Origin of the sequence: Massilia aerilata, assembly GCF_042656905.1 — a bacterium.
Taxonomy (GTDB): domain Bacteria; phylum Pseudomonadota; class Gammaproteobacteria; order Burkholderiales; family Burkholderiaceae_D; genus Telluria; species Telluria aerilata.
Genome location: NZ_JBHSMZ010000005.1, coordinates 257,371 through 267,502, shown reverse-complemented (window position 1 = coordinate 267,502; position 10,132 = coordinate 257,371). Strand labels below are relative to the sequence as shown.

The following is a 10,132-nucleotide window of genomic DNA, read 5'->3' as shown; positions in this document are numbered from 1 at the left end:
GTGCAATGATCATAAAAGGTGTTACCTATGTCTCTAGACAAGTGTTACCTATGTCCCTGTGCTGAACACTCTCCGAGCCCACGCATGACGTTTGCGTGTTGGCGGCATCCGCGTGGGCACGGGGTGCCCACCCTACCTTACTTCGCTGGACGCACGAACTTCTGCGAACCCGGCGGCGGTTCGTTCAGCACGGCCCAGAAGATCCCCAGGTCGGAGATCGCGCGCACGAATTCCGTGAAGTCCACCGGCTTGACCACATAGGCGTTCACGCCCAGTTCGTAGCTGCGGACCAGGTCCTGTTCTTCGCGCGACGAGGTCAGCATCACGACCGGCAGCGGCTTCAGGCCGTCGGTGGTGCGGATTTCCTTCAGTACTTCGAGGCCGTCGACCTTCGGCAGCTTGAGGTCGAGCAGCACCACGGCCGGATTGCCGGCCGGGCGCTGCGCATGTTCGCCGCGGCGGTGCAGGTAGTCGAGCGCCTCGGCGCCGTCACGGACGACGATGACCTGGTTCGCGAGCTGGCTCTTCGACAGCGCGATCAGCGTGAGTTCCAGGTCGTTCGGGTTGTCTTCGACAAGCAGGATGGGCTTGAGCATGGATTCTTTCGGGGTCGGATCAGTCGTTCGATACATGTTTTGGAAGTGCGATAGAGAAGGTCGCGCCCTCGCCCTGCACCGAATCGGCCCAGACCCTGCCATTGTGCCGCTCGATGATGCGGCGGACGTTGGCCAGGCCGATGCCGGTTCCCTGGAAATCTTCCATGCGGTGCAGGCGCTGGAATACGCCAAACAGCTTGTGTACGTAGTCCATGTTGAAGCCGGCGCCATTGTCGGCCACATGGATGATGGTTTCATTCGGCGCGTCGTCGGCGCTGATGCGGATGACGGCCGGGTCCCGCTTCCCGGTGAACTTCACGGCGTTCGACAGCAGGTTGAACATCGCCAGGTGCAGGAAGGCCGGATCGGCGTGGACCAGCGGCAGCGGGGCGATGTCCCACTCGATGTTGCGGCCGCGCGTTTCCAGCGCCAGCTTGTCGATGCAGGCGGCCACCAGGTCGCCCATGTCGACGTCGGTCGGGCGCAGCGAGGCGCGGCCCATCTGCGAGAAGGACAGCAGGTCGTCGACCAGCTTGCCGGCCAGGCGCGCGGCTTCCTTGATGTTCTTCAGGAAGCGCTGGCGCTGCTCACCGTCCTCGCTGCCGCTGGCCTCGATCAGCAGGTCGGCAAAGCCGACGATGTGGCGCAGCGGGGCGCGCAGGTCGTGCGACACCGAATACGAGAAGGCTTCGAGTTCCTTGTTCGAGCGGGTCAGCTCCCCGGCCAGTTCGGCCATCTGCTCGGCGCGTTCGAGGACGATGCCCAGCAGGGCGCTGCGGAATTCCACCGCCAGCTCGATCTCGGCGCCGTGCCAGGGCACGCTGGCGCCGTGGATGGTCTCGCGCCAGGCGGCGAAACTGGTGCGCGGCGACAGCTGCAGCGGCCGGCCGTCCACCGCGGCCTGCACCAGCTTGTCGTGCGGGTTGCCGGCCCATTCGATGGTGTGCACGAACTCGGGACGGAACCACAGCAGGTAATGCTTGTGGATGCGCGAGATCGGCATCGCCAGCAGGCCGCTGGCGTTGCGGATCATTTTTTGGGCTTCAGGCCACTCGGCGGACAGCTTGTCGGTGTGGTAGACCTCGCCATGGTCGTGCAGCGCCAGCCAGTCGACCAGCTCGAGGATGTGGTCCTGTTCGGGCGCGTCGCCGAAGCTCAGCACGCGCTCGTCGACCACCACGGCAACGCCGGTGGCGCGCGCAAAGCGCAGCAGCTCGGGAAAAACGCTGGCCAGGTTCTCGACGAAGTCGCTGCCCTGGGTCAGGCCGGCCAGCATGGCCACCATGATGCGGCGCACCTCGAGGCGGAACTGCAGCTCCTGGGCGTCTTCGCGCGATTCGATACACAGCGCCAGCAACTGGCCCAGCTGCTCGCAGGCCGTGCGCTGCTCGAAGGGCACCGGCGACGGGCCTTCGTTGTGGCAGGAGATGATGCCCCACAGCTGGCCCTTGACCATCAGCGACACCGACATCGAGGCCAGCGTGTTCATGTTGCGCATGTACTGCAGGTGCACCGGCGAGACGCTGCGCAGCACCGCGAACGACAGGTCGTTCGGCTTGCCCGTCGCCGGGTTGGTGGCCGGGACCAGCGGCGCCGGCGTGTAGTTGGCGTCCTGGATCAGGCGGATCGGCGACAGCGCATACAGCTGGCGCGCCTGGGCCGGGATGTCCGAGGCCGGGAAGTGCTGGCCCATGTAGGAGGCATAGTCGTCCTGCTTCGCTTCCGCCATCACGTGGCCGTGGCCGTCGCGGTCGAACTGGTACACCAGCACGCGGCCGAAACCCGTCACCGAACGCACGTGGTGGCAGGCCAGCTGGGCCAGCGACTCGATGCTTTCGGCGCCGTTGACCTTCTGAAGGAAGTCGCCGATCAGCGAGTACAAGTGGCGGAAGTCGGCCGTGGCGGCGCGCTCGGTCGGCTCGAACTCGAGAATGGTGACGCCGTCCCACTGGTGGCCGAGCACGTCGAAGCGGCGGTTGTTCCCGGTGGTGACCGTGCCCACGTAATAGGGGCGCAAGCCCAGCTTGGTCGCCAGCTCCGGCGCCAGGCGCAGGGCGGCGCCTTCGCCGATCACGTCGGCGAGGGGGCGGCCGACCGCGGCCTGCGCAGTGGTGCCGGTCCAGTCGCCAAGATTGGCGCTGGCCTGCAGCACCTCCATGCCGGCGGACAGGGTCAGCAGGAAGCCGTGCGGCTGGATGCTGCCGGGCGTGCGAATCGGCTCCCGGTCGCAGGCGGACAGGTCGAGTTCGGGGACGGGTGGAGCCGGATTCATGTAGGTTTGGCGTGGAAGATCGTCAATTGCAGATCCGTCATTTTACAATGAAACGAAAGTGCTCTTGTATCGGTCAATTTGTCGATATTGACGACGCGGCGATCTTGCAACATTTCTGGCATGCTAAGACGTGAAATCCGGTACGAGCTGCGCGGACAGGGTCAGTTGCAGCGTGTATGATTGATTAGATTTGATTCAATGCATTAATGCATCTCGACACGAACGTTAAGCCATGAGCGAACACATGCCGCAACAGAAAGTCTTGTCGGATGACCGGCGCTACCAGTACCTGATTTCCGGCATCAACGACTACGCGATCTACATGCTCGACCCGCAGGGGCACGTGAGCAGCTGGAATGCGGGCGCCAACCGCTTCAAGGGTTACGTGGCGCAGGAAATCCTGGGCGAGCACTTCTCGCGTTTCTACACCGACGAAGACCGCGCCTCGGGCCTGCCGGCGCGCGCCCTGAAAACCGCGCTCGAGCAGGGCAAGTTCGAAGCCGAAGGCTGGCGCGTGCGCAAGGACGGCACCCGCTTCTGGGCCCACGTGGTTATCGACCCGATCTACAACGAGGAAGGCGCGCTGCTCGGCTTTGCCAAGGTCACGCGCGACGTCACCGAGCGCAAACGGGCCGAGGACAAGCTGCGCGAGAGCGAGGAGCGCTTCCGCCTGCTGGTGCAGGGCGTGACCGACTACGCGATCTACATGCTGTCGCCGGAAGGCATCGTCACCAACTGGAACTCGGGCGCCGAGCGCATCAAGGGCTATACCCACGACGAGATCGTCGGCAGCCATTTCTCGCGCTTCTACACCGCCGAGGACCTGGCCGCCGGCGTGCCCCAGCGTGCGCTGTCGACCGCCGCCACGGCCGGGCGTTTCGAGGCCGAAGGCTGCCGCGTGCGCAAGGACGGCACCCGCTTCTGGGCCCACGTCATCATCGACGCCATCCACGACGACGAGGGCAAGCTGGTCGGCTTTGCCAAGATCACCCGCGACCTGACCGAGAAGAAGCGCACCGCCGAGGCGCTGGAGGCGGCCAACGCCGCGCTCTACCAGGCGCAGAAGATGGAGTCGATCGGCCAGCTCACCGGCGGCATCGCGCACGACTTCAACAACCTGCTGTCGGTGCTGTCGAGCGGCCTGGAGGTGCTGGCCCTGCAGCGCGGCGGCCAGGGCGGCGACAGCCGCACCCTCGACAGCATGCGGCGCGCGGTCGACCGCGGCGCGCGTTTGACCCAGCAGCTGCTCGCGTTCGCGCGCCAGCAGCCGCTGCAGGCCGAAACCCGCAGCCTGAACCGCATCATCACCTCCTTCGAGCCGGTGCTGCGGCGCGCCGGCAATGCCGACATCGAGTTCGAAGTGGACCTCGACCGCAAGGCGCACAGCGCCGTGATCGACAGCGCGCGCTTCGAATCGGCGCTGCTGAACCTGGTGGTGAACGCGCGCGACGCCATGCCGGACGGCGGCCGCATCGTCATCGCCACGCGCAACCTCACGCTCGGCCACCACGAAGCCGGCAGCCTGCCGGCCGGCGATTACGTGCGCGTGTCGGTCAGCGATACCGGCACCGGCATGCCGCCCGACGTGGTGGCGCGCGCCTTCGAACCCTTCTTCACCACCAAGGAAGTGGGCAAGGGCACGGGCCTGGGCCTGTCCCAGGTCTACGGTTTCATCAAGCAGTCGGACGGCGACGTGGTGATCGAGAGCCGGCCGGGCGAAGGCTGCACCATCGCGATCTACCTGCCGGCGGTGGTGTCCGAGGCCCAGGAAGACCGCCGCGCGCAGGTCGAGCGCGTGCTGATCGTCGAGGACGAGCCGGACCTGATGGACGTGGCGGCCTCGCTGTTCGCCAGCATGGGCTACGACGTGCTGACCGCCGCGAGCGGCCGCGAGGCGATGGACATGCTGGAGCAGCGCGACGTCGACATCCTGTTCACCGACGTCGTCATGCCGAACGGGATGGACGGCCTGCAGCTGGCCACCTACACGCGCACCCATTATCCGGACACCAAGATCATGCTGGCCTCCGGCTATCCGCTGCCGGCCCTCAAGCAGCGCCACGGCCAGGACTTGAACGATTTCGCCTTCGTCAACAAGCCTTATCGGCTGGCCGATCTGGCGCGGACGCTGCGTTCGACGATGTGATGCGCAGGGCGGGCACCCTGTGCCCACGCATCACAATCCAAAAATAATGTCGCAGATGCGGTCGTACACCGCATCCGCCGACGGCCCCGGATTCGTCCAGTTCAAAATATCGAAGTGGTCGTAGCCCTCGTAAGTGCCGAGGTAATTCCAGGACCCTTTCACGGCGCGGCCATCGTAGTCGCGCACAGGATGGCCGGCGGGCGCGCGCATGCTGACCGTGTTGACCACGCCGTCGCTGGCGAACCAGCTGCTGTCGATGCGCACCCGGCCCGGCGCCGACTGCGTATAGGAACCCATGCCCGGCTGCGCCAGCGAGCCGACGATCAGCTCTCCGGCGAATAGTTTGAAGTAGGGGATCATGTCCTCGCGCGGGTACTGGAACTGGCTGCTCTGGACCGGCGCGATCACGCGGTCGCTGCCGTTGCAGCACCAGGCGCCGGCCACCGTGGCCTGCGTCCCCAGCGAAAAATAATAGACCGAGGGCGAGGTCAGCGCCCAGCGGTTGAATTCGCGCGCGCCGTCCGGCGCCATCTCCCAGTGCGCCAGGCGCTGGTCGAGGATGTCGCGCAGCGGGCTGCGTGGATTCGGCATCACGTCCAGCACCGCGTCCCGCAAGGTGGTCCCGTTGTGCGGCGCCGAGATCGTCACCACGCTCTTCACCCAGCCGGTCTTGCCGCCGCGGTAAAGTTCGCCGCCGCCTTCGTCGCCGTCCGGCGAACCGTGTTCCAGCAGCTGGATCAGCGCGCGGATCGTGGTGCCGCCCTGGCTGTGGCCGACCAGGTGGAGCGGATGCGCCGCATCCCATTGCGGGTGGAAGGCGAGGGGATAGCCGTGCGGATTGTTGGCCGGATCGGCGGCCCAGCATTTGCCGGCGGGCCGGCGCGGCTGGCCGGGATAGCCGTAGCGGGCGACGTGTGCGGCGCCGTAATCGACGCAGCCGCCCTTGATCTGGGCGTACAGCTCGGCGGCGCGGTCCCAGTTGGAGCTGATCGCGCCGACGCCGGCCGTGTACACCGCGTGCGGACCCTTGTAGAGCTGCATGCGCGCGGCGATGTCGTGGTAGCCGCCCCAGTACAGGAAAGCGTTGCCGGGATCAGTGTCCGGCCCGAAGCCGAGGAAGCCGTGGACCAGCACGATCGGGTCGTTATTGGCGGCCCCGGCCGGCGCGGCGTTCAGCAGGCAGGCCAGGGCCAGCAGCGCTCGGGCGCCGAGGGTTTTGGTGGGCGACATGTGGCTCTCCCATTTCGGGTGGCGGGCTCTACATTGTCGAATTGGTATTGGATGAGAGGCTTGAGCGGCCCCAAACCTCGGCCTGCAGCCTGAAACCGTCGTTCCGGGCACTGTCCGAAACGACTCCCCGCGCAGGCGGAATAGTGCCCCCAGCACTATTCGCCCAAGTTTGGGGATTTGCCTGCAACTTGGATTCCCGCCTGCGCGGGAATGAGGTTCATCCTTAGTTGGTAACAGCCGCCGTACTACCCATCTGCGCAGTCCCCGTCGCATCCTGCGCTGGCACCGGCGCCGGCGTGTTCGATGCCGTCACCGCCGCTTTCTCGGCCAGGTCCGGGTTCCACACCACATGCTCGTCCACCGAGTACAAACGGCAAGGCTTGTCGCTCTTGGCCGAGCAGGTTGCGAGGGCGCGGGCTTCGGGGTCTTCGCCTTCTTCGGCCCAGCACCAGGCGCCGCTGCTTGACACCGCGAAGGCGCGCGGGGTCATCTTGGTGAGATAGTCGGCGTAGGCGCGCTTGCCGTTTTCGCTCAGGAAGGGCACGGCATCGACGTCGTCGACGGTGGCGAAATTGGTCGGCTGCGGCAGCGGCGGCTCGGGCACCTTGTAGAGCACCTTGGTCGGCATGCCGACACGCTCGAGGAACTGCATGGTGTCGGCCAGCCACACCTTTTCGCCGTCGCGGCTGGCCAGCATGCCGTGCGAATCGCGCTTGAAGGCCGCGTATTCGACCAGCTTCGCCTTGCCGCCGGCCTGTTCGAAGGCGTCGTGCATGCGCGCCACCAGTTCCGGGCCGAACAGCGAATCGTTCTGGCCGTACATCCACAGGCTCGGGATCTTGTTCTGCGAACCGTATTCGGCGAAGGCCGAGACCAGCGCCGAGCGCCAGCCGCAGCCGTTGCTGTCGTCGCGCAGGCCGCCGGCAAAGTTGATCAGGCCGCGCACGCCCGGCAGTTCCTCGGTGCCGAGCGCCATTGTCGCCAGGCCGCCGTAGGACTGGCCGGCGACCACGATGCGGTCGGCGTCGATCCATTTCTGTCCGCGGGCGTATTCGAGGGTGGCGCGGATGTCTTCGGCCTGGATATAGCCGTTGGCGGTCATGTCGCAGCCGTGGTCGCGGTAGCGGCCGGTCGAGTTGGCGAAGCCCTGGCGCATCGGCACCATCACCGCGTAGCCGCGCGCCACGAAGGCATGGGCCATGTGATAGAAGCGGTCGCGCGGCTGCAGGTTCGGGTGGCCCGGATCCTTGCCGTGATTAATGATAATCAACGGGAACGGCCCCGGCCCGTTCGGCTGGAACACCGTCGTCTCGAGACGTGCCTGGTGGTTGCGGCCGGCCGGGATCAGCACGATGTGCTCGTTGATCCGGTAGTCGAGCTGCAACTCCTGTTCGACCGAGAAGCCGGGCAGCATGGCGAGGACGACAATCGCTGCGGACGTAAGTTTGCGAACAGATGCGGGTGCTCTAAACATGGAAAACTCTTCGACAGCGGCCTCACGGATGTGTCCGTAAGAAACCAATTGCTTAGCGGAATGAGTTGATTCTAAGCACGGTAATTTCCGAGAGCAATATCCGTTTAACCAATTCGCGCATTAAATCTTCGTGTGTGGCCACATTTGCCAGAACAGGCAGATAATTTGTATGTCCAACGATTAGGTGGCCCATGCTTACTCTCGAGGAAGGTCTGAACGAGCACCTCAGTGAACGATTCACCCAGGCCTTGCAGGCCGGCGGGCGGGCGTGGCAGAAGGCGCTCGAGCGCCAGCTCAAGCCTTGCGGCCTGACCGCGGCCGGCTGGAGCGCCATCGCCGCACTGGCGGACATGCAACGCGCCGGCGCCAAGGATCCGCATCCGCCGTCGCAGACCGCGCTGGCCCAGCAACTGGGCGTGGACGGCGCAACCCTGGTCGCCACCATCGACCGCCTGACCGCGGCAAGGCTGATCGAACGGATCCCCAGCCAGCGCGACCGCCGTGTCAAGCTGGTGGTGCTGACCCAAGAGGGCCGCGAGCTCGAGGAAAAGGTGAGGGTGCAGGCCGACGCGCTGCGGCGCGAAGCGCTGGCGCGCCTGGACCCGGGCGAGGTCGCGCTGGCGGTCGGCGTGCTGGAGCAGCTGCAGCAGGTGCTGGAGAGCGCATGAGCGACAAGTACGCCCCGCGCGAATGGCACCCCGACGAGCGGCCCACCATGCCGGGCGGCCCATCCTTTCCCGCCCACTCCACGCCGCGCCGCATTGCCTTTTTCCTGGTCGGGACCCTGGTCACGATCACGGGCGGCCTCGGCAATGCGCTGGTGACGGTCAACCTGGTCAACTTGCAGGGCACGCTGGGCGCCTTTGCCGCCGAGACCACCTGGCTGCCGACCGCCTACGTCATGGCCAACATCTCGATGAACCTGCTGCTGGTGAAGTTCCGCCAGCAGTTCGGGCTGCGCGCCTTCACCGAGTTCTTCCTCGTGCTGTACGCGCTGGTGACCTTCGGCCACCTGTTCGTCAACGACCTGGGCTCGGCGATCGCGGTGCGCGCGGCGCACGGCATGGTCGGCGCGGCGCTGTCCACGCTGGGGCTGTACTACACGCTGCAATCCTTCACCAAGGCCTGGCGGCCGCGCGGGATCATCATCTCGACCGGCATCTCGCAGCTGGCGCAGCCGATCGCCTATCTGTTTTCGACGCGGCTGCTGCAACTGGCCGAATGGCGCGGGCTGTATGTTTTCGAGCTGGGCCTGACCCTGGTCACGCTGGGCGCCGTGCTATGGCTCAAGCTGCCGCCGGGCGACCGCTTCAAGGCCTTCCGCCCGACCGACTTCGTCACCTTCGCCCTGTTCGCGCCCGGCATGGCGCTGCTGTGCGCGGCCCTGAGCTTCGGCCGCGTGCTGTGGTGGACCCAGGAACCCTGGATCGGCGTGGCGCTGGCGGTGTCGATCATCCTGATCCTGGCGGCGGTCGCGGTCGAGCACAATCGCAAGAACCCGCTGCTGAACCTGCGCTGGCTCACCAATGGCATGATCGCGCGCCTGTTCATCGCCATGATCCTGGTGCGCGTGGTGCTGTCCGAGCAGAGCGTGGGCGCGGTCGGCTTCCTGCGCATGGTGGGGCTGAACAACGACCAGCTGCAGACCCTGTTCCTGGTGGTGCTGCTGGCGACCATCCTCGGCATCGTCATGTCGGCCTTGACCTTCAATCCGCCGCACCTGATGGCGCCCCAGGTGATCGCCTTGCTGATCATGGCGCTGGGCGCATGGATCGATTCGCACGCCACCAGCCTGACACGCCCCGAAGAGATGTACCTCAGCCAGGCCCTGCTGGCCTTCGGCGGCGTGTTCTTCCTCGGCCCGCTGCTCTTGACGCTGCTGGGCACCGTGATCACCAACCCGGCCAACCTGATTACCTTCTCGGTGCTGTTCGGCCTGACCCAGAACCTGGGCGGCCTGCTCGGCTCCGCGCTGCTGGGCACGTGGCAGGTGATGCGCGAGAAATTCCATTCCTCGAACCTGGCCGACCAGCTCAGCAGCCTCGATCCGCTGGTGGCGGCCCGCATCCAGCAGGGCGCGGCGGCCTACGGGCGCGTGCTGGCCGATCCGTCTTCGCGCACGCGCCAGGGCATCTCGATACTGAGCCAGACCGCCACCCGCGAAGCCAACATCCTCGCCTACAACGACGTGTTCCTGGCGATTTCCGTCCTCGCCACCGCGCTGGCCGCCTGGATTTTCGGACGCGCGCTGTGGCTCAAATACGTGGCGCCGCCGCCGCACGCCGCGCCGCCACCCGCCGCGGTGACGGCGCCCGAAACCGTCACCGATTCGCCGATCGCCAACGCCGCCGGGGAGGCGCCCGAGCCGACCGTCGACGGCACGACCCGCCCAACATGATCTATTGAAACGACAC

General features: G+C 66.2%; 7 protein-coding genes. 3 read left to right on the top strand and 4 right to left on the bottom strand.

The window, feature by feature from the left end; translation table 11 throughout:
* Positions 1-137 precede the first annotated feature (137 nt).
* Both ACFPO9_RS09210 and ACFPO9_RS09205 read right to left on the bottom strand, forming a co-directional pair.
* Positions 138-596, bottom strand: coding sequence for a response regulator (locus tag ACFPO9_RS09210; RefSeq protein ID WP_379769751.1), 459 nt, complete (start codon positions 594-596; stop codon positions 138-140).
* 19 nt (positions 597-615) lie between these two features.
* Positions 616-2,868, bottom strand: coding sequence for an ATP-binding protein (locus ACFPO9_RS09205; protein WP_379769749.1), 2,253 nt, complete (start codon positions 2,866-2,868; stop codon positions 616-618).
* 244 nt (positions 2,869-3,112) lie between these two features.
* On the opposite strand from ACFPO9_RS09205, the gene ACFPO9_RS09200 reads away from it, so the two are divergent.
* A complete protein-coding gene (locus ACFPO9_RS09200) occupies positions 3,113-5,014 on the top strand; it encodes a hybrid sensor histidine kinase/response regulator (protein WP_379769746.1) in 1,902 nt (633 codons plus the stop codon).
* Positions 5,015-5,044: 30 nt separating this feature from the next.
* Here the strand turns inward: ACFPO9_RS09200 and ACFPO9_RS09195 are convergent, their stop codons facing one another.
* Both ACFPO9_RS09195 and ACFPO9_RS09190 read right to left on the bottom strand, forming a co-directional pair.
* Positions 5,045-6,244, bottom strand: coding sequence for an esterase/lipase family protein (locus tag ACFPO9_RS09195; RefSeq protein WP_379769744.1), 1,200 nt, complete (start codon positions 6,242-6,244; stop codon positions 5,045-5,047).
* A 223-nt stretch (positions 6,245-6,467) separates the two neighbouring features.
* Positions 6,468-7,658 (bottom strand): dienelactone hydrolase family protein, encoded by a 1,191-nt coding sequence (locus tag ACFPO9_RS09190; protein WP_379769742.1) that lies wholly within the window; start codon positions 7,656-7,658, stop codon positions 6,468-6,470.
* A gap of 251 nt (positions 7,659-7,909) precedes the next feature.
* Between ACFPO9_RS09190 and ACFPO9_RS09185 the strand changes: the two genes are divergently transcribed.
* Entirely contained in the window at positions 7,910-8,386 is a 477-nt protein-coding gene (locus ACFPO9_RS09185) for a MarR family winged helix-turn-helix transcriptional regulator (protein WP_379769739.1), read from the top strand.
* On the top strand, positions 8,383-10,116 hold the full coding sequence (locus tag ACFPO9_RS09180; protein WP_379769737.1) for an MFS transporter: 1,734 nt from the start codon (positions 8,383-8,385) through the stop codon (positions 10,114-10,116). The genes ACFPO9_RS09185 and ACFPO9_RS09180 overlap by 4 nt, the downstream gene beginning before the upstream one ends.
* Positions 10,117-10,132 lie beyond the last annotated feature (16 nt).

Bases quoted from the DNA above. Each gene is read 5' to 3' on its own strand.
- ACFPO9_RS09210 (WP_379769751.1), bottom strand. From the start codon at position 596: ATGCTCAAGCCCATCCTGCTTGTCGAAGACAACCCGAACGACCTGGAA.
- ACFPO9_RS09205 (WP_379769749.1), bottom strand. From the start codon at position 2,868: ATGAATCCGGCTCCACCCGTCCCCGAACTCGACCTGTCCGCCTGCGAC.
- ACFPO9_RS09200 (WP_379769746.1), top strand. From the start codon at position 3,113: ATGCCGCAACAGAAAGTCTTGTCGGATGACCGGCGCTACCAGTACCTG.
- ACFPO9_RS09195 (WP_379769744.1), bottom strand. From the start codon at position 6,244: ATGTCGCCCACCAAAACCCTCGGCGCCCGAGCGCTGCTGGCCCTGGCC.
- ACFPO9_RS09190 (WP_379769742.1), bottom strand. From the start codon at position 7,658: ATGCTGCCCGGCTTCTCGGTCGAACAGGAGTTGCAGCTCGACTACCGG.
- ACFPO9_RS09185 (WP_379769739.1), top strand. From the start codon at position 7,910: ATGCTTACTCTCGAGGAAGGTCTGAACGAGCACCTCAGTGAACGATTC.
- ACFPO9_RS09180 (WP_379769737.1), top strand. From the start codon at position 8,383: ATGAGCGACAAGTACGCCCCGCGCGAATGGCACCCCGACGAGCGGCCC.